We start from the raw sequence: 18,257 nt of genomic DNA on the forward strand, positions 1-18,257 counted from the left end.
CGACCGCTCACGGCTGCGCGCCGGAGCGGTCGTACGCGGCCGTGCGGTCGGCCCGGGGTGAGCTGCCGCGGCGGTGCAGCAGCCGCGCCGCCACCGCGTACACCGGCAGCCCGAGGGCGAGCCCCGCTCCCGCGCCGAAGAGCACGGTCGGTACGTAGTCGAACCAGGTCACCGCCATGTCCCCGTACGCGGCGCGGGCCCGCAGCGTACGGTGCACGGCGCCGGCCGTCAGGCAGAGCGCGAGCAGGGCCACGGCGAGCAGCCGCCGCCCGCCGGCCGGCGCGGGCAGCCCGGCCGGCGCCATCGGTTCCGGTGCCCGTCGCCACGCCGTCCACAGGAACCAGCCGATCACCCCGAGGGCCAGCGCCGACGTCCCGTACTGGACATACGTACACAGCGGGAAGCCCCCGACGACCTCGTTCAGCACGGGGATCAGCCGGGTGCCCCAGCGGCCCGGATGTGTGAAGGCGTCCCACACGGTGTGCGTGAGGGCGCCCAGCACCGCGGAGACGTAGAACCAGGCGAGGTACGCCGCGAGCGGCTTGCCGCCCGTGCCGGGACGGCCGCGCACCACCGCGTACACCCGGCCGCGCCAGGCCGTCGGCAGCAGGCCCACCAGCGGCTCGCGCAGCAGCAGCCAGCCGCCGACGAGGGCGGCGGTGATCAGCACGTCCACGGTGTGCACGCCCGGTATCCCGTGCGTGAAGTCGCCGAAGAGCATGGCACCGGGCAGCACGGTGTCCGCGAAGTACGTGACGTCCGGGGCGAACGACCCGGCGACGAGAGCCGAGGCGACCAGCGGCCCGCGCGCCGTCCCGCTCCGGCGCACCACCGGCAGTACCGCGGCCGCATGGCTGAGTGTGAACGGCATGACTCTCTCCCTGATCGTTTAGGATCAGTATGTCTGGCGTTGGGAGCAGTAGATGCCCGCCAGAAGTTGTCGTAGTGTCACGTGAGTTGGGAGCGCCGGGGAGCGCGCTACGGCGCCGTGCGCGCGGTGGATCAACGCTGAGGGGACGGGCACAGATGGCAGCCACATTCGGGCGGCGGCTTCGCAAGGGAGCGGCCTCGACGGCGGTGGCGGCGCTCGCGCTGGCCGCCCTGACCGCTTCCCAGGCCCCGGGAGCGGCCGAGAGCAGGACCGGCGGCGACGCCGGGGACCCCGCACCGGCCGGCAACACCCCCATCGACGGCGGCTCGCCGTACTACACCGACCTGCCGCCCCTCAACAGCCCGGTGCCGCCCGGCGGTTCGCACGGCACCGGCGGCGGCCCGGTCGCCACCGGCCCGGCCGAGGCGGGCATACCCGCCACCGTCCTGGACGCGTACAAGAAGGCCGAGGCCCGGGTCGCCCGGACACAGCCCGGATGCCGGCTGCCCTGGCAACTGCTCGCCGCCATCGGCAAGGTGGAATCCGGCCACGCCCGCGGCGGAGCCGTGGACGCCGAGGGCACCACCCTCCAGCGGATCACCGGCCCCCAGCTCAACGGCAAGGGCTTCGCGATGATCGCCGACACCGACGGCGGCGCCTTCGACGGCGACACCACGCACGACCGCGCGGTCGGCCCGATGCAGTTCATCCCCTCGACCTGGTCCAAGGGCGGCCCCGATGGCAAGGGCTGGGGCGCCGACGGCAACGGCGACGGCATCAAGGACCCCAACAACATCTACGACGCGGCCCTCGGCGCCGGGCGCTACCTGTGCGCCAACGGCCGCGATCTCGGCACCCAGAGCGATCTGGACAAGGCCGTCCTCGGCTACAACCCCTCGCAGACGTACCTGAACACGGTGCTGTCCTGGCTCGCGTTCTACCGCAAGGGCACCCACGAGGTCCCCGACGGCAAGGGGCCGCTGCCGGTCCACCGCGGCGGCGTGAGCACCGGGCAGGGCACCAAGCCCACCCCGGGCGCCGGGTCCACGTCAGGTCGTACGACCGGTCCGGGCACGGGACACGGTGGCGGCAGGACCACCGAGCCCGGCGGCAACTCCGGGCACAAGCCGGGCAGCGGCAAGCCGTCGCCCAAGCCCACGACCCCGCCCACCGGCCCCGGCACCCCCGCGCCCGAGCCCACCCACCCGACCCAGCCGCCCACCACACCGCCCACCAAGCCCCCGGCCAAGCCCGCGCCCGCCACCGCGCTGGAGCGGGTCGGCGCCGAGGAGCTGACGGCCACCGTCGGCGAGGACTTCGGGCAGATCGTGCGCGTCCGGGCGAAGGACGCCGCGAGCAAGCCGGTCGCCGGCGTCCCCGTCGATTTCCGCATCGTCGGCGAGACCGGCGCCCGCTTCCCGGGCAAGGCCGAGCACGTCACGGTACGGACCGGCGCCGACGGCATCGCCACGGCGCCCCGGCTCAACGCGGGCGACCGTCCGGGCACCTTCACCGTCCGGGCGACCGCGGTGGACCGCCACCTGCCCGCGACCGAGGTCGGCGCCACCGTCAAGGCCAGGCCCGCGCCCGCGCCCCAGGCCGACGCGCTGGCCCGTACGTCCGACGCCGAGCTGACCGCCAAGGCCGGCACCGCCTTCGCCGAGGGCGCCGTCGAGGTCAAGGCCACCTACCGGGGCAAGCTCGCGGCGGGCGTCGCGGTGACCGCGACGATGGTCACCGACGACCCGAAGAAGCCCGTCGAGAACGACAAGGGCCCCTACTTCGCGGGCACCGGCGCGGACCGGGACAAGCAGCTCCGCAGCCTGACGTTCAAGACCGGGGCGGACGGCCTGCTCAAGCTGCCGGAGATCCGCACCGACCAGCACGCGGGCACCTTCCTGCTGCGCCTGACCACCGCCGACGGCGCCGTTCTGACCGTCGAGCTGACCGTCACGCCGTAGCCGCCGCGCACCGCGCCACCGCCCACCGCCGTCCCGCTCCCGCCCGAGCCGGACGGCGGTGCGGTGTCCCGCCGGTGCAACGTGTTCTCATCTGCGCCGCCCGTTGCTACGGTGCCCCCGCACCCGACGCCCCAGCAGCTCACCGGAGCCCGCGGCACGGCACCCGGCACGGCCCGCGCCCGCCCCGGGCGTCCCGTACCGCGGCTCCCCGGGAGGCCGAGCATGCGCGCACTGACAGCCGCCGCGATCGGACTGGCCGCGGCCTTCGCCCTCGTCCTCGCCGTCACCGCGGCCGGCGCGCCCAGCGGCGGGACCTCCCCCGAACCGCTGCGCACCACCGTCCCCGCGCACCCCTGAGGGAGGGACGCCGCCGCCATGCGACGCAAAGCCAGTCTGGTCCTGCTCGCGTTCGCCGTCTTCTTCGCCGCGCTGTCCCCGCTGCTGCGCTGGTACGCCTTCCCGCGGCTCGCCAAGGTCCCGGCGAACCAGTACCAGGACATGGTGCTGGAGGCGAAGCCCGCCACCCTCCTCGACTACGGCACGATGCGGGCCCGGCAGGTCCCGAAGGTCTCCATCGTCCAGACGCTCAAAGGCAACGTCGAGGAGTCCGAACGCATCGAGCGGACCGCCGGCCGCGACGTCGTGGTCTGGGACGCGCTCTCCCACGTCGCCGGCCCCGACGGCAAGATGGTCTCCCAGATCCCCGAGCGCTACATCTTCGACGCCCACACCCAGGAGCCCGTGCACGCCACCGGCGAAATGGTCGACGGCGATCCCGTACGGCGCACCGGCATCGAGTACAAATGGCCGTTCCTCACGGAGCGGCGGGACTACGACTACTTCGACGCGCAGACCCGCACCAGCGCCCCCATCCACTACAAGGGGACCCGCACCTTCCGCGGCCTGGACGTCTACTACTTCGAGCAGACCATCCCCTGGACGAAGGTGCCCTTCCCGAAGAAGCTGCCGGTCCAGGGCATCACCGCGGAGACCGTCGCGAAATCCGGCACCACCCGCTGGTACAGCACCAAGCGGATGTTCTGGGTCGAGCCGGTCACCGGCGCGCCCGTCAACGGGGAGGAGATCCACCGGGAGGAGCTGCGCGGCGGCAGCCTCGTCCCCGGCGGCGGCAAGGTCACCGCCTTCTCCGGGCACGTGAAGATGCGGCCGGACTACGTGGCCGCCACGGTCGACCTCGTGACGTCCCAGCGCCGGCTCGTCCTGCTCCTGACCAGCCACCTCCCGTGGGGCTTTCTCGCGCTCGGGGCCGCGCTCCTCACCCTCGGCCTGGTCCTGGAGGCCCGCGGGCGCCGCCCGGAGGGGAACCGCCCGGAGCCGGAGCGCCCCGCGCGGGTCAGCTCCGCCTGAGGCGCGCGGTCGTGTGCCGGGTCGGCTGCGCGCCGGCCGGGTCCTCCGGCCAGGGGTGCTTGGGGTAACGGCCGCGCAGCTCGGCCCGTACGGACCGGTAACCGTCCCGCCAGAAGGACGCCAGGTCGGCGGTGACGGCGGCCGGCCGCCCGGCAGGCGACAGCAGGTGGACGAGCACGGGCACCCGCCCGTCCGCCACCCGGGGGGACTCCTGCCAGCCGAACAGCTCCTGGAGCTTGACGGCCAGCACGGGCTGCTCGCCGCTGTAGTCCACCCGCACCCGTGACCCGCTCGGCACCTCGATGCGCTCCGGCGCCAGCTCGTCGAACCGGACCGCCGCCCCGCTCGCCCACGGCAGCAGCCGGGCCAGCGCCTGGCCCGCGTCGGCCCGCTCCAGGTCGGCGCGCCGCCGCGCCCGGCCCAGCTCCACGCCCAGCCAGGTGTCGAGCCGGTCCAGCAGTGCCGCGTCCGACACGTCGGGCCACTCGCCGCCCAACTCCCGGTGCAGAAAAGCCATCCGGTCCCGCAGCGCCCGTGCGCCGTCGGACCAGCGCAGCAGTCCGAGGCCCGCCCGGCGCAGCCCGTCCGCCAGCGCCTCCTGGACGAGGCCGGGGTCGGGGGAGCGCAGCGGGCGGGCGACCAGTTCGATCGCGCCGAGCCGTTCCACGGAGCGGGCCACCACGTCCCCGTCCGCCCAGCGGACCTCCTCGCCCGCCGCGTACAGGGCCCCGGCCGCCGTACGCGCGGTGTCCTCGTCGATCTCCGCCGCCAGCCGCACCCGCGCGGACGCCGCCGCCACGGGCCGGTCGGCGACCGCCACCGCCAGCCACGGCGCGCTGCGCAGCCGCGACCCGTCCCCCAGCTCGGCGCCGGTCCCGGACGCCATCAGGAACGCACCCGCGCCCCGGGCCCGCGCCACCCGCTCGGGGAACGCCAGGGCGGCCACCAGACCGGCTGCCGCGTCGTCCGAGCCGTGCGCCGCCCCGGCCGCGGGCTCCGTCCCCGTGCCGTCGGCCGCTTCCCGGGCCCCCGCCACCGCCGACGTGAGCCGGCGGGCCTCCCGGCGCCAACGGGAGCCGTACGCGTCCTGCCCGCGCCGGGCCGTACGCCAGGCGGCGGCCAGATCGTCCCCGTACTCCCGCGGCGGCTCCTCGCTCAGCAGCGCGACCACCTCGGCGGCGCGGCGGTCACCGATCCGGCGCGCGCCGTCCAGCAGGGCGCGCGCCAGGCGCGGGTGCAGGCCGAGCCGCGACATCCGTACGCCGCGGTCGGTGACCCGGCCGTCCGCGCCGACCGCGCCGATCGCGGCCAGCACCTCGCGCGCGGCGGCCAGCGCGCCCGCGGGCGGCGCGTCGAGCAGGGCCAGGCCCGCGGCGTCCGGATCACCCCAGCAGGCCGCCTGCAACGCGAACGCCGTGAGGTCCGCGACTTTGATCTCGGGCGCCGGGAAGCGCGGCAGGCGCGCGTCCTCGCCCTGCGACCAGCAGCGGTACACCGTCCCCGGCGCCTCGCGCCCGGCCCGCCCCGCGCGCTGCCGCGCCGACGCCTGGGAGGCCCGTACGGTCGTCAGCGCGCTCAGCCCGCGCGCGTGATCGGTACGGGGCTCCCGCGCCAGCCCGCAGTCCACGACCACCCGCACACCCGGCACCGTCAGACTCGACTCGGCCACCGAGGTCGCCAGCACCACCCGCCGCCGGCCGGAGCCACCGGACAGCACCGCGTCCTGTACGGCGGCCGGCGCCCGACCGTGCACCTGCAACACCTCGGTGCCGTCGGCCGCGACATCGTCCAACTGTCCGGCCACCCGCGCGATCTCCCCCACACCGGGCAGGAAACAGAGCACATCGCCCGACCGCTCGCGCAGCGCGCGCCGTACCGTCGCTGCGACGTGCCCCAGCAGCACCGGATCGACCCGCATACCGTGCGGGGGCATGGGGGCCCCTCCCGCTCGAGCGAAGCCGAGAGTGGGGGACGAACGCTCCGGCGGCGCCCAGACGACCTCCACCGGGTGGGAGACCCCCGCGGCCTCCACGACTGGCGCAGCGCTGCTGTCCGCCCCGTGGTCCGCGCCCCCGCCCAGCAGCCGGGCCCAGCCCTCGGCGTCCGTCGTCGCCGACGCCGCGAGCAGCCGCAGTTCCGGCCGCAGCGTCGCGCGGACGTCGAGCAGGAAGGCGGCGGCGGTGTCGGCGTCCAGATGCCGCTCGTGGCACTCGTCCAGCACGACGGCATCGACACCCGCCAGCTCAGGGTCACGCTGCAACCGTTGCAGCAGCACACCGGTCGTCACCACCTCGACGGCCGTACGGGGGCCGGCCCGGCGCTCGCCGCGCACGGTGAAGCCCACCCGGTCGCCCACCTGCTCACCCAGCAGCCAGGCCATCCGCCGCGCGGCGGCACGGGCCGCGATCCGGCGCGGCTCGGCGACGATCACCCGGCGCGGAGAGGGGCCGGACCGCCCCGCCGGGCCTTCCGGGCCGGTCAGACCGGCCAGGGCCAGCGGCACCAGCGTCGTCTTGCCGGTGCCCGGAGGCGCGCAGAGCACCGCGGCGCCGTGCCGGTCCAGCGCTTCCTCCAGCGCGGGCAGGACGGTCCGTACGGGCAGCTGGGCGAGGGCGTCGTGGCGGATCACGCCACCAGTTTCCCGGACGGGCCGGAGCACGGGCCGGGGCGGGCCCGCGGACGCCGCCCCGCGCCGGCCGTCCGGTCAGTCCGCCACGCAGACGAAGATCGCCGTACCGGGGATGAGGTTCCCGCGCAGCGGCGACCAGCCACCCCACTCCTGGTAGTTCCACTCCGGCCACTCCGGCTCGACCAGGTCCACCAGCCGGAAGCCCGCCGCGGCCACGTCCCGCACCCGGTCGCCCAGCGTCCGGTGGTGCTCCACGTACACCGCGCGGCCCGCCCCGTCCTGCTCCACGTAGGGCGTGCGGTCGAAATACGACGAGCCCACACTCAGGCCCTCCGGGCCCGGCTCGTCGGGGAAGGCCCAGCGGATGGGGTGGGTCACCGAGAACACCCAGCGCCCGCCCGGCCGCAGCACCCGCCGCACCTCCCGCATCACGCGTACCGGGTCGGCGACGAAGGGCACCGCCCCGTACGCGGAGCACGCGAGGTCGAAGGAGGCGTCGCGGAAGGGAAGGGCCCCGGCGTCCGCCTCGACCAGTTCGACCTGCGCCGACACGCCCGGCACCGGTCCGCCGGGCTCCGCACCCGTACCGATCCGCAGGGCGTGCTGGAGCTGGCGGTGCGAGAGGTCGAGCGCCACCGGACGGGCGCCCTGCGCCGCCAGCCAGCGCGAGCACTGCGCCGCGCCCGCCCCGATCTCCAGGACCCGCCGCCCCTTCAGCTCCGCCGCCGGCCCGAGCAGCCCGGCCTCCGCCTCGTCCAGCCCCTCGGGACCCCACACGAAACGGTCGTCCCCCAGGAACGCGCCGTGCTCGTTCTGGTACTCGTCCGCGTTTCGGTCCCACCAGCCACGGCTGGCCCGGCTGCTTTCCGTGTCCGAGGCGGCACGCCGTGTCGCCTCCGGCTCGTACTCTTGGATCATCGCGCCCGTCGTCGTACTCTTCGCTGAGCTTGTGGCTGCCGGTCGCCGCAGGGCCCCGTTGGCCTCGCGGAACATGGCGTGTGCCGGTTATGGGGCGTTCCGCCCCGGGTGTGCGCCTTCGCGCATTGACCGTGTCCGGCTGCCCCCGTATGCTACAAGTTGCGCTGCGGGCCTGCGCACCTCAGACGGAGCAGGTCGCGCTCGCATCTGTATGTATGTCCCCTCGGTTTTCGGGGCGCTGCCGGGGCTTCGGTTGGTTCGGAGTTCCTGTTCACGCGTCTCTGACGCTGTCCGGTCTTATGCAGAAGCGATACAGGCTCCCGGCGTAGCAGTACCTACGACTTCAATGTCCGTACCGGAGCCCTTTCCCACATGACGAGCAGCACCGAGACCACCGCCACCACCCCGCAGGTTGCGGTCAACGACATCGGTAACGAGGAAGCCTTCCTCGCCGCGATCGACGAGACGATCAAGTACTTCAACGACGGCGACATCGTCGACGGCGTCATCGTGAAGGTCGACCGGGACGAGGTCCTGCTCGACATCGGTTACAAGACCGAAGGCGTTATCCCGAGCCGCGAGCTCTCGATCAAGCACGACGTCGACCCCAACGAGGTCGTCGCCGTCGGTGACGAGATCGAGGCCCTGGTCCTCCAGAAGGAGGACAAGGAAGGCCGCCTGATCCTCTCGAAGAAGCGCGCCCAGTACGAGCGTGCCTGGGGCACCATCGAGAAGATCAAGGAAGAGGACGGGATCGTCACCGGTACCGTCATCGAGGTCGTCAAGGGTGGTCTCATCCTCGACATCGGCCTCCGTGGCTTCCTGCCGGCCTCCCTGGTCGAGATGCGCCGCGTGCGCGACCTGCAGCCCTACGTGGGCAAGGAGCTCGAGGCCAAGATCATCGAGCTGGACAAGAACCGCAACAACGTGGTCCTGTCCCGCCGTGCCTGGCTGGAGCAGACCCAGAGCGAGGTCCGCCAGACCTTCCTCACCACCCTCCAGAAGGGCCAGGTGCGCTCCGGCGTCGTCTCCTCCATCGTCAACTTCGGTGCCTTCGTGGACCTGGGTGGCGTCGACGGCCTGGTGCACGTCTCCGAGCTGTCCTGGAAGCACATCGACCACCCGTCCGAGGTCGTCGAGGTCGGCCAGGAGGTCACGGTCGAGGTCCTGGACGTCGACATGGACCGCGAGCGCGTGTCCCTGTCGCTCAAGGCGACCCAGGAAGACCCGTGGCAGCAGTTCGCCCGGACCCACCAGATCGGTCAGGTCGTCCCGGGCAAGGTCACCAAGCTGGTGCCGTTCGGTGCGTTCGTCCGCGTGGACGAGGGCATCGAGGGCCTGGTCCACATCTCCGAGCTGGCCGAGCGCCACGTGGAGATCCCGGAGCAGGTCGTCCAGGTCAACGACGAGATCTTCGTCAAGGTCATCGACATCGACCTGGAGCGTCGCCGGATCTCGCTGTCGCTGAAGCAGGCCAACGAGTCCTTCGGCGCCGACCCGACGGCGGTCGAGTTCGACCCGACCCTGTACGGCATGGCCGCGTCCTACGACGACCAGGGCAACTACATCTACCCCGAGGGCTTCGACCCGGAGACCAACGACTGGCTGCCGGGCTACGAGGCCCAGCGCGAGGCGTGGGAGACCCAGTACGCCGAGGCGCAGCAGCGCTTCGAGCAGCACCAGGCCCAGGTCATCAAGTCCCGCGAGGCCGACGAGCAGGCTGCGGCCGAGGGCGCGGCGGCCCCGGCGGCCGGCGGCAACGCCGGTGGCGGCAACGTCTCCGGTGGCTCGTACTCCTCGGAGTCGACGGACAACTCCGGCGCCCTGGCGTCGGACGAGGCCCTGGCCGCGCTGCGCGAGAAGCTGGCCGGCGGCCAGAGCTGAACGCGTCGCCGGTAGGCGCCCACCGGTAGCCCGGTAAGCGCCCCGGCGTACCAGCCGGTAGGACAAGGAAGGCCCGCTCCCCTCGGGGGGCGGGCCTTCGTCGTGTGCGGGGGTGGGGACGGACTGGGGATGGGGAGGAGGGCCGGGGCGGCCGGCTGGCCGGGACGCTCGGAGTGGCTGTGGCTGTGGCTGGGGCTGTGGCTGGGGTGGCTGGCGTGGCTATCCGACCGGGACGCCCGGGGTGGCGATGCCGCGGCCGCCGGTGACCTTGTTGTCGCCGGTGATCGTCACCGGGCAGTCGGCCGCCTGGTAATTGGTGATGTGGAAGCCGTACCGGTTCGGACCGTTCGCGCCACTGAGGTCGGACCGATTGTCGCGGAAGACCGTGCCGCAGCCCCAGCCCGGCTGCTGGCTGTGCGTCTCGTAACCGTTGTTGCGGGTGTGCTTGCCGGTGTTGCCCTCCACCAGGACCTTGTTGCCCTTGATGTCGGCCCATGAGTCGTCGTAGTGGGCGCCGGTCAGCCCGCTGCCGTCGAAGGTGTTGCCGATGATCTTCGCGCCGGTGGTGCCCTCCTTGATGTCGATGTTCTCGCCGCCGACGCCGGGCCCGATCGTATTGCGCAGGATCTGTACGTTGTCGCTCCTGTCCCCGGTGCCGCCCGCGCTGCCCACGTACACCCCCTCGCCCATGCCCCGGCCGTCCCGCCCGGTGTCGTAGATCCTCGAATTCTCGATGACGCCGTCCTTGCTGGATTTCCGGAAGTGCACGCCCTCCATGTCCAGGCCGTGCACGGTGACGGTGTCGAGGACGACGCCCCGCGCCGCGTCCGTCACGATGCCCTTCTGGCCGCCGGTGACGGTGAGGCCCCGGACCGTCCAGTACGAGGCGCCGTCCAGGTGGAGCCCGTAGCCGCCGCTCGCCTTCAGGACGGCTCTGGCGGAGCCGGTGAGGGTGATCCGCGAGGACGCGCCGGCCGCGGTGGCGGCCCGGAAGTTGCCCTGGTACGTGCCGTCCGCGAGCCGGATGGTGTCGCCCGGCTCGGCGGCCGACAGAGCGCTCTTGAGCTGGGCCGCGGTGGAGACATCGATGGTGCGGGCGACGGCCGGGGCGGATATGGGGACGGAACCGGGAGTGCTTCCGTGTGCCGTGACGGAGGTGGCGAGCAGGGCGCCGACGCCCAGCAGGGCCGCGGCGGACACTGGCAGCAGGGATCGCGTACGCATCCGTATCCTTCCTGTACGTGAACGGAGGACGTCGACATGAACAGGGAATGGAGGTGAAGGTAGCACCTGCCGCGAGGTGGTCAACCTCCCGAGATGCACGGGCCGTTGGAGTCCCGGGGCGCCGGAGTGACGGGCCGCCGAAGGCATCCCGCGGCCGGAGATTCGCGTCTTATCGGGTGACAAGGTCGCAAGATGCACGAACGTTCATTCACACGGGGGTGTGACCATGTCGGATTTCAATCGACGGGATTTCCTGCGCGCCGTCGGCGTCACCGGCGGCGCCGGCGCGATGTTCGCCACGATGGGCGCGCTGGGACTGGCGCCCACCGCCGAGGCCGCGGCGGCCGAACCGGCCTTCACCGCGCCGCGGGCGAGCGACTTCACACTGACCGGGAAGGCCGCCGCCAAGGTCGTGGTCGTCGGCGGCGGCATCGCGGGCCTCACGGCGGCGTACGAACTGGGCAAGGCCGGATACGACTGCACCGTCCTGGAGGCCGCGGACCGGACCGGCGGCCGCAACCTGACCGTACGGGGCGGGGACACGGTCGTCGACACGCACGGCGTCAGGCAGACCGCGCGGTTCTCGGACGGCCACTACATGAACACGGGCCCGGCCCGTATCCCACAGTGGATGATCACGCTCGACTACTGCCGTGAACTCGGCGTACCGCTGGAGGCGTTCACCAACGTGAACGCGAGTGCCTATGTGCACACCTCGCGCACGGCATCGGACGGTCCGGTCCGCTTCCGTACCGCCAAGGCCGACGTGTACGGCTATGTCTCCGAACTCCTGGCCAAGGCGACCGACAAGGGCGCCCTGGACAAGGAACTGACCGCCGCCGACCGCGAGCGACTGCTGGAATTCCTGCGAGGCTTCGGCGACATCGGCGGACGGGTGGCCGGCGACCCGGCCAAGAGCTGGCGCTACACGGGCAGCACCCGGCGCGGCTACCGCCGGGACCCCGGCGCCGCCGGCACGCCCGGCACGGTCCTCGGCCCGGTGCCGTCCGTGTCCGACGTCCTCGCCAGCGGCGTCGGCCGCGCCTTCGCCTTCGAATTCGGCTACGACCAGGCGATGATGATGTACCAGCCGGTCGGCGGCATGGACCGCATCCCGCGGGCGCTCACGCGGGCGGTGGGCGAGCGGCGGGTCCGTACGGGCGCGGTGGTCACCCGTATCACCGACAAGGCCGACCGGGTCACCGTCACCTACACCCACCAGGGCAGCACCCGAACGCTCGACGCGGACTACTGCATCGCCGCGCTGCCGCCCAACATCCTCGCCCGCGTCCCGCACAACCTGGGCGGCGCGGTGCAGAGCGCGCTGGAGGCGTGCGCGCCCGATTCGGCGGCGAAGCTCGGCCTCGAATACCGGAGCCGGTGGTGGGAGGACGACCACCGGATCTACGGCGGCATCACCAACACCGACCTGGACGTCGGCGTCATCTGGTACCCGTCGTACGCCTTCCACGCGGACCGCGGCGTCGTCATCGGCTACTACAACTTCGGCCGGGACGCCGACGCCTACGGGAAGCTCGCACCGAAGGAGCGCGAACGGCGCGCCGTCGCCCAGGGTGTCAAGATCCACGGGGCCAAGTACCGCACCGAACTGAGCTCCTCCTTCTCCCAGCACTGGCGCCTGATGCCGCACGTCGAAGCCGCCTGGCACAGCCTGGAGGGCGGCCCGGACGCCGCCCGCTACGCCGCACTCAACCAGGCCGCCGGCCGGGTGTACTTCGCCGGCGACTACCTCAGCCACACGATCGCCTGGCAGCACGGGGCGTTCTCGTCGGCGCGGAAGGTGGTGGGGGAGGTGCATCGGAGGGTTTTGCGGGGGTGAGGCGGGGGTCCAGGACGGGGGGCGGGGGCCGATGGTGGGAATGGTGGGGGAGCGGTCCGGTGGTGGGAAGGGTGGGAGCGGGGGAGCGATGGCCGGTGAGGGAATGCCGGCGGCACGTAGGACGTTCTGGGGGACGGACATCGAGGAGGAGCGGACACTGTGTTGGATCCCCAGGGTTTGTACGAATGGGAGCCGAGCGGGCTCGCGGCGGTGGAGGCGATCACCGCACGGGACTCCGCGGGGTTGGTGCTGCTGTACCACTTCGACGGCTACATCGATGCCGGTGAGACCGGCGACCAGATCGTGGACCGGCTGCTGAGCGGCCTCTCCCACCGGGTCGTCGCCCGCTTCGACCACGACCGGCTCGTCGACTACCGCGCCCGCAGGCCACTGCTCACCTTCCAGCGCCACCGCTGGACCGCGTACGAGACCCCGAGCATCGAACTGCGGCTCGTCGAGGACGCCACCGGCGCGCCGTTCCTGCTGCTGTCCGGCCCGGAGCCGGACGTGGAGTGGGAGCGCTTCGCCGCCGCGGTGCGGCAGATGGTGGAGCGGCTCGGCGTACGGCTGGCGGTGAACTTCCACGGTATTCCGATGGGCGTCCCCCACACTCGCCCCGTGGGCCTCACGCCGCACGGCAACCGCATCGACCTCATGCCCGGCCACAGCAGCGTCTTCGACGAGGCCCAGGTGCCCGGCAGCGCGGAGTCGCTGATCGAGTTCCGGCTCGCCGAGGCCGGACACGACGTGCTGGGCGTGGCCGCGCACGTACCGCACTACGTGGCCCGCTCCCCGTACCCGGACGCGGCGCTGACGGCCCTGGAAGCGGTCACTGCGGCCACCGGGCTGGTCCTGCCGACTGCGGCACACGCGCTGCGCACGGAGGCGCTGCGTACCCAGGAGGAGATCGAGCGGCAGATCTCCGAGGGGGACGAGGAACTGGTCGCGCTGGTGAACGGCCTTGAGCACCAGTACGACGCCGTGGCGGGCGCGGAAAGCCGCGGGAACCTGGTGGCCGAGCCGATGGAACTGCCCTCGGCCGACGAGATCGGCCGCGAACTGGAACGCTTCCTGGCGGAGCGCGAGGGGGAGCAGGGCCTGGGCTGAGACGCCCCGGGGCCTGGCTGATGTGGCCCGAGGCTTGGTCGAGGCGCCCTTTCCGGGCGCCTCGACCGTCCCGGGCGTCGTCTGCCGCGATGTAGCGTGGGCCCCATGGTGAAGGTGGGGCTTACGGGCGGTATCGGCGCAGGTAAGAGCGAGGTGTCGCGGCTGCTGGCGTCGTACGGCGCGGTGATCGTGGACGCCGACAAGATCGCGCGCGAGGTGGTCGAGCCGGGTACGCCCGGGCTCGCCGCCGTGGTCGAGGAGTTCGGGTCGGAGGTGCTGTCCGAGGACGGCACTCTCGACCGGCCCAAGCTGGGCGCGATCGTCTTCAACGACCCGCAGAGACTCCAGGCGCTGAACGCGATCGTGCACCCGCTGGTGGGAGCGCGGTCTGCCGAACTGGAAGCCGCGGCGGGACCGGACGCGGTGGTCGTCCACGACGTACCGCTGCTCACGGAGAACGGCCTGGCCCCTCTCTACGACCTGGTCGTCGTGGTCGACGCCCCGCCCCGCACCCAACTCGACCGCCTGGTACGGCTGCGCGGCATGGCCGAGAGCGAGGCCAAGGCCCGCATGGAAGCCCAGGCGACCCGCGAACAGCGCCTCGCCGTCGCGGACCTGGTCATCGACAACGACGGGCCGTTGGAGGCCCTGGAACCCCAGGTACGCACGGTATGGGAGCGGTTGCGGGGGTGGGGGCGGGAAAGGTGAGGGCAGGGGCAGGGCCAAGGGCGGGTACCTCCGGGACGGGGCACGCCTCGGGCGGGCAGGGCGCAGCGTCTGAGTTCTTGACGCGTGCTGACCGCTCGTGGGGGCGAGGCCCGCGTGGGAAGGTCACCGTACTCGTCGCTCCGGCACGCGGCGGGGCGCGTCTTGACACTCCAGCTATCGTCGCGGCCATGAACCAGTCTGTTGATCATGTCCCCACCCCGCCCTCCCAGCCTGTTCCCGTTCCTCCTTCCGCCGGCTCCGCCACCGGTTCCTTCGTCGTCAACATCGCCGGCGTACCCGACGCCGACCTGGAGCCCGAGCCGCTGGACGCCGCGCAGATCGTCTCGGGCGATCCCATGGTGACCGGCAAGGTCCTGTGGGAATCCCCGGACGGCAAGCAGATACGGGGAATCTGGCAGATCACCCCGGGTGTCGTCACGGACACCGAGGCGAACGAACTGTTCGTGGTCGCCAGCGGCCGGGCAACCATCGAGGTCGAGAACGGCCCCGTTCTGGAAGTGGGCCCGGGCGACGCCTGCATTCTGCGCGAAGGCGACCGTACGCGATGGACTGTGCACGAAACGTTGCGCAAGGCGTACCACATCACTCTGTGAAGATGACCGCATCGCCCTGTGAAGGTAACCGGCGGCGAAAAGCCATGGCGTCCGGATCCACGGCGGTCCGGTGGGCCCGCACCCGCCCGTGAACCGTCTGAGCCCTCAACGTCATGATTGTGGGACGAGCCGAGTGGGGAATGCGACGGGTGACGGGCTTGTTGAGCCGCACGTAGCGCCCGCGCACCGGGCGACGCACGCGCTTGCCCACACCGAGCCGGCGAGCGGCATGCGACTGGTGGCCCGTAGTACGGGAGAGGAGACGCCGTGGCCGAACGCAGCCCCGAGACGAACGTCATCGACTTCCGGGCCGCCGAGCAGTTGCTGGCGGCCCGCGACCCGCGCGGCGCCGTGCAGCTCCTGGACGCGGTCATCGCGGCCCACCCTGAGAACACCGCGGCCCGCCTGCTGCGCGCCCGCGCCTTCTTCCTCGCCGCCCAACTCCGCCCGGCCGAACTCGAATTCCAGATCGTCCTGGAACGCGAGCCGGACAATGCCTTCGCCCACTTCGCCCTGGCCCGCACCCTTCAGCGCGCCAACCGCCCCGACGAGGCCCAGCGCCACTTCCGCCTCGCCGCAGCCCTGGACCCCCGTCCGGACTTCCTGGAAGCCGCCCGCTTCGAGCCCCCCAACGGGTCCGGCCGACCCAGCCGACCCAGCCGATCCAGCCGGTCCGGCTGATCCGACCGATGGTCCGACCGGTCCGCCCGGTCCGGCCGATTCGACCGGTCCCGGAAGCGCGTAACCCGGTCGGCGGGGGCCCTGGGTGGTCGGAGCCCTGGGCGGGTTGAGCTCTGAGGCCCCTGGGCGGGTTGAGTTCTGGGGGTGTCCCCTGGGCGGGTGAGCGTGCGTCCAGTGCCGACTTGCGGCCTCATCTCTCCTCTCCGCGGCCCTCCTCTCGTCCGTCCGCTCCAGGCGTGTCTGGTCCCGACCCCCGTATCTCGCCATTCGGGCCATGGCCGCCCGGTCCACCACCGTCCCGGCCCAGGTCGGCTGGGCGGCGGGGCGGCGACCCTCGGGCCGAGCCGTGGCCCGGCTCGTACGGTGGTATGTCCTTGCCCGGCTGGTAGTGCGGGCCTTGGTGGATGTGCCGCACCACTATGGCCAGGTCCGTAGCGGCGAGTACCGCCACCACGGCACAGGCCGCTGCCCACCCCGGCCGACCGGCCACCACGAAGGCGACCGTGCCCATCGCGGCCCAGAGCATCCCCCACAGCGCCAGCCCACAGCGCATCTTCAGCGGACTGCGTGCCTGAAGAGGTTCATTACCGGTTCGCATCACCACTCACCACTCACCACTCACACTCGCCGCTTGCCACTCACCGCACATGGCCCGGCCTGCATTGCTGACTGCCCGCTCGCATCTTGCTGAGCTTCATCGCCGTGGTCCTGCGCCTCGCATGCAGTTCGCAACCGGTCGAAGGCCGTCCTAGCCAAGACCGCTCACCCGGCTCGTCCGCGTCACCTTCCCCCTCTCCCAGGGTCCTCCCATTCCGTGGGGGCGTCATGTGGCCCGACAAACACCCGCGCCCCGCAAACCGTCATCTGATGAGCCACTCCCGCCACCACCCGGTGCGGCGCGGGACGATGCGCCGCACGGTGATCCCCGAGCCCGCTCCGGTCGGGGATCACCGGCGGGGTGGGAGTTGATCCAGTTCAGGCCGCCGATGTCGAGCTGTGTCCGGGCCCGGGTCACGGCCACGTAGGCCAGGCGCGCTTCCGCGAGATCGATCGGCCCGGGGACCGGTTCCCCGTCCGCGTCCAGTTCGTCCAGGTCATCCGGGGCGGTGAAGTCGTCCGCGATCCGGACCGCCGGCCACTCCCGCCCCTTCGCCCGGTGCGCCGTCGAAACCGTGACCTCGGCCGCGTCCTCCGGTGTGAGCCGGGCCAGGGCTTGGAGGACGGCCTCCGTACCGTGTTCGTCGACCAGCTCGACCAGGGGCAGGAGATCCCGGCCGGACGGGTCGCACTCCGCGTACTCCCGCAGCTCTTCCCAGGACGCGAAGAGCATCAGTTCAGGGTGCGACGGCCGGCGCCCCGATCTGAGATCGTGCGCGGACCGTGCCAGCGCGGCCAGCGTTCCCCCGCCACCGGCCAAGGCGACTCTGCGGCCTTGTTCGAGCTGCCGTATCACCTCCACCATCGCGCCCACATTGGTCCGGCACAGGACCGCGTCCGGTCTCGCGATCTTCGTCAGCTCCGTGGCCGGCGACGGCGATCCGTCGAGCCGGATCGGCGCGTCGACGATGGCCAGCCAGCGGTTGGCCTCCTCGGCCAGCGCGGGACCGAAGCGGAAGGACCGCGAAAGGGACAGCTGTCTGCCGTCGAAGGTGCTCATCACGTCGCGTGCTCCGCGCCAGCCGTAGATGGCCTGCGCGGAATCCCCGACCATGACCAGCTGCGCATGTCCGCGCTGGGCGGTGAAGACCTGCTCGACCACGGGGTTGGTGTCCTGCGCCTCGTCCAGCAGAAGGAAGTCCGCCGCGATCTTCGGCTCGCTCAGAGCCCACATCTTCAGATAGTGGTCGTGCTCGAAACGGACGGTGCCCTGCTCGGGATGCTGGATATCCGCCCACGCCTTGCGGGCGAAAGGAAGGACGATCTCCGAGAGCTGCTCATGCGCTGCGTCTGCCTCGGCCCCGCGCAACCGTGGCACGTGCTGAGCTGTGAGGCGGGGGTCAGCGGACCGGCAGAACTGGGTCACGGTGCGCAGCGCCGAGTAGGACAGTGCCTTGTTGCTGATCCGGCGGGCACCGATGCGTACGCTCATCCCGGCGTCGATGCCCAGGGCCGCGCCGATCCGCCAGCCTGCCTGACGCGGGGCGTTCAGCCGGGTCTGATAGTTCTTGCCGACCGAGGCGTAGGCGAGTGCGTGTGCGGTGCTGCACGTGACGTGCTCGGGGAATCGGCGGGTGGCGTCCCGCGCGATCGCCTTGTTGAACGCGATATAGCGGCCTTGCCGGCAGGGCGGCCGTCCGCGCGGGGGTGCGCAACGGGCGAGCATGGCGAGCGTCGTGGTCTTGCCGGTGCCTGCTCCGGCCTGGATCACGAGGTGATCTCCGGCGCGGAAGGCGTCCGCGGCGGCGGTCTGCTCGGTTGTCGGACTGTTCATGGTGGCTCCTCGCATCGGAAT

Annotated in this window: 15 protein-coding genes; 9 read left to right on the plus strand and 6 right to left on the minus strand. The window is 72.5% G+C overall.

The annotated features are described in order from the left end of the window. Positions 1 to 7: 7 nt before the first annotated feature. The gene (locus ACH4FX_RS15780) at positions 8 to 871 is read right to left on the minus strand and encodes a DUF4184 family protein (protein WP_398479148.1); all 864 of its coding nucleotides are present in this window, start codon (positions 869 to 871) and stop codon (positions 8 to 10) included. Positions 872 to 1,026: 155 nt separating this feature from the next. Between ACH4FX_RS15780 and ACH4FX_RS15785 the strand changes: the two genes are divergently transcribed. The 3 genes from ACH4FX_RS15785 (at position 1,027) to ACH4FX_RS15795 (ending at position 4,200) form a co-directional block, all read left to right on the plus strand. Continuing rightward, positions 1,027 to 2,832, plus strand: a complete 1,806-nt coding sequence (locus ACH4FX_RS15785) for a lytic transglycosylase (RefSeq protein ID WP_398479150.1) — start codon at positions 1,027 to 1,029, stop codon at positions 2,830 to 2,832. Between the two features lie 222 nt (positions 2,833 to 3,054). Further along, positions 3,055 to 3,189: an SPW_0924 family protein gene (locus ACH4FX_RS15790; protein WP_398479152.1), complete on the plus strand. Its 135-nt coding sequence runs from the start codon at positions 3,055 to 3,057 to the stop codon at positions 3,187 to 3,189. A gap of 18 nt (positions 3,190 to 3,207) precedes the next feature. Then, entirely contained in the window at positions 3,208 to 4,200 is a 993-nt protein-coding gene (locus tag ACH4FX_RS15795) for a DUF3068 domain-containing protein (RefSeq protein WP_398479154.1), read from the plus strand. Here ACH4FX_RS15795 and hrpB read toward each other — a convergent pair. Together hrpB and ACH4FX_RS15805 are read right to left on the minus strand one after the other, a co-directional pair. Then, positions 4,187 to 6,829 carry an ATP-dependent helicase HrpB gene (hrpB, locus tag ACH4FX_RS15800; protein ID WP_398479156.1) on the minus strand — a complete coding sequence of 881 codons (2,643 nt, stop codon included), beginning with the start codon at positions 6,827 to 6,829 and terminating at the stop codon, positions 4,187 to 4,189. The genes ACH4FX_RS15795 and hrpB overlap by 14 nt on opposite strands. A 75-nt stretch (positions 6,830 to 6,904) precedes the next feature. Continuing rightward, positions 6,905 to 7,747 carry a class I SAM-dependent methyltransferase gene (locus tag ACH4FX_RS15805; RefSeq protein ID WP_398479158.1) on the minus strand — a complete coding sequence of 281 codons (843 nt, stop codon included), beginning with the start codon at positions 7,745 to 7,747 and terminating at the stop codon, positions 6,905 to 6,907. Between the two features lie 372 nt (positions 7,748 to 8,119). On the opposite strand from ACH4FX_RS15805, the gene rpsA reads away from it, so the two are divergent. After that, the gene (gene rpsA / locus ACH4FX_RS15810; protein ID WP_003983922.1) at positions 8,120 to 9,631 is read left to right on the plus strand and encodes a 30S ribosomal protein S1; all 1,512 of its coding nucleotides are present in this window, start codon (positions 8,120 to 8,122) and stop codon (positions 9,629 to 9,631) included. Between the two features lie 219 nt (positions 9,632 to 9,850). Here rpsA and ACH4FX_RS15815 read toward each other — a convergent pair whose 3' ends face one another. Next, on the minus strand, positions 9,851 to 10,855 hold the full coding sequence (locus ACH4FX_RS15815) for a nitrous oxide reductase family maturation protein NosD (RefSeq protein WP_398479160.1): 1,005 nt from the start codon (positions 10,853 to 10,855) through the stop codon (positions 9,851 to 9,853). Positions 10,856 to 11,144: 289 nt separating this feature from the next. Here ACH4FX_RS15815 and ACH4FX_RS15820 point away from each other — a divergent pair, with 289 nt between their 5' ends. From ACH4FX_RS15820 to ACH4FX_RS15840, 5 genes are all read left to right on the plus strand, one after another. After that, positions 11,145 to 12,695, plus strand: a complete 1,551-nt coding sequence (locus tag ACH4FX_RS15820; RefSeq protein WP_398479486.1) for a flavin monoamine oxidase family protein — start codon at positions 11,145 to 11,147, stop codon at positions 12,693 to 12,695. Between the two features lie 159 nt (positions 12,696 to 12,854). Then, positions 12,855 to 13,802: a proteasome assembly chaperone family protein gene (locus ACH4FX_RS15825; RefSeq protein ID WP_398479162.1), complete on the plus strand. Its 948-nt coding sequence runs from the start codon at positions 12,855 to 12,857 to the stop codon at positions 13,800 to 13,802. 105 nt (positions 13,803 to 13,907) lie between these two features. Beyond that, on the plus strand, positions 13,908 to 14,510 hold the full coding sequence (gene coaE / locus ACH4FX_RS15830; RefSeq protein WP_398479164.1) for a dephospho-CoA kinase: 603 nt from the start codon (positions 13,908 to 13,910) through the stop codon (positions 14,508 to 14,510). A 188-nt stretch (positions 14,511 to 14,698) separates the two neighbouring features. Next, positions 14,699 to 15,124, plus strand: coding sequence for a cupin domain-containing protein (locus ACH4FX_RS15835; protein ID WP_398479166.1), 426 nt, complete (start codon positions 14,699 to 14,701; stop codon positions 15,122 to 15,124). A gap of 267 nt (positions 15,125 to 15,391) precedes the next feature. Beyond that, positions 15,392 to 15,805 (plus strand): tetratricopeptide repeat protein, encoded by a 414-nt coding sequence (locus tag ACH4FX_RS15840; RefSeq protein ID WP_398479168.1) that lies wholly within the window; start codon positions 15,392 to 15,394, stop codon positions 15,803 to 15,805. Positions 15,806 to 15,995: 190 nt separating this feature from the next. Here ACH4FX_RS15840 and ACH4FX_RS15845 read toward each other — a convergent pair whose 3' ends face one another. Next, positions 15,996 to 16,403: a DUF6343 family protein gene (locus ACH4FX_RS15845; protein ID WP_398479170.1), complete on the minus strand. Its 408-nt coding sequence runs from the start codon at positions 16,401 to 16,403 to the stop codon at positions 15,996 to 15,998. A 225-nt stretch (positions 16,404 to 16,628) separates the two neighbouring features. Next, positions 16,629 to 18,236, minus strand: coding sequence for a UvrD-helicase domain-containing protein (locus ACH4FX_RS15850; protein WP_398479172.1), 1,608 nt, complete (start codon positions 18,234 to 18,236; stop codon positions 16,629 to 16,631). Between the last annotated feature and the right edge of the window lie 21 nt (positions 18,237 to 18,257).

It is taken from the genome of Streptomyces sp. NPDC018019 (assembly GCF_044327805.1).
GTDB lineage: Bacteria > Actinomycetota > Actinomycetes > Streptomycetales > Streptomycetaceae > Streptomyces.